1 tRNA gene and 1 rRNA gene are annotated in these 851 nt (G+C 49.0%); both read left to right on the top strand.

Going from position 1 to position 851, the window contains the following annotated elements:
• A 16S ribosomal RNA gene (locus tag WS42_RS14905) occupies positions 1 to 616 on the top strand; the annotation flags it as partial.
• Between the two features lie 160 nt (positions 617 to 776).
• Positions 777 to 850: transfer RNA gene (locus tag WS42_RS14900), tRNA-Ile, on the top strand.
• Position 851: the final 1 nt, after the last annotated feature.

Raw genomic sequence — 851 nt, 5'->3', positions numbered from 1 at the left:
GGAATTGACGGGGGCCCGCACAAGCGGAGGAACATGTGGTTTAATTCGATGATACGCGAGGAACCTTACCCGGGCTTAAATTGCATTTGAATATATTGGAAACAGTATAGCCGTAAGGCAAATGTGAAGGTGCTGCATGGTTGTCGTCAGCTCGTGCCGTGAGGTGTCGGCTTAAGTGCCATAACGAGCGCAACCCTTATCTTTAGTTACTAACAGGTCATGCTGAGGACTCTAGAGAGACTGCCGTCGTAAGATGTGAGGAAGGTGGGGATGACGTCAAATCAGCACGGCCCTTACGTCCGGGGCTACACACGTGTTACAATGGGGGGTACAGAAGGCAGCTACCTGGTGACAGGATGCTAATCCCAAAAGCCTCTCTCAGTTCGGATCGAAGTCTGCAACCCGACTTCGTGAAGCTGGATTCGCTAGTAATCGCGCATCAGCCATGGCGCGGTGAATACGTTCCCGGGCCTTGTACACACCGCCCGTCAAGCCATGAAAGCCGGGGGTACCTGAAGTACGTAACCGCAAGGAGCGTCCTAGGGTAAAACTGGTAATTGGGGCTAAGTCGTAACAAGGTAGCCGTACCGGAAGGTGCGGCTGGAACACCTCCTTTCTGGAGCGATGTCGTAACAACGATTTCATAGGTTCTATTATTGTACTACTGGTACTTGTTTATTTATAATATATAGATCAACCATCTATAGAAGTATAGATAGAGATAAACAAGAGAAATAAAGAAGCCGAGTCTAACATCAGGTAGACAAGGTTGAACTAGTCCTATAGCTCAGTTGGTTAGAGCGCTACACTGATAATGTAGAGGTCGGCAGTTCAACTCTGCCTGGGACTAC

The sequence above is a fragment of the Odoribacter sp. N54.MGS-14 genome, assembly GCF_000980295.1.
GTDB lineage: Bacteria > Bacteroidota > Bacteroidia > Bacteroidales > Marinifilaceae > Odoribacter > Odoribacter splanchnicus.
The sequence above is the reverse complement of the archived record's forward strand: the minus strand, read 5'-3'. Positions and strand labels throughout refer to the sequence as shown.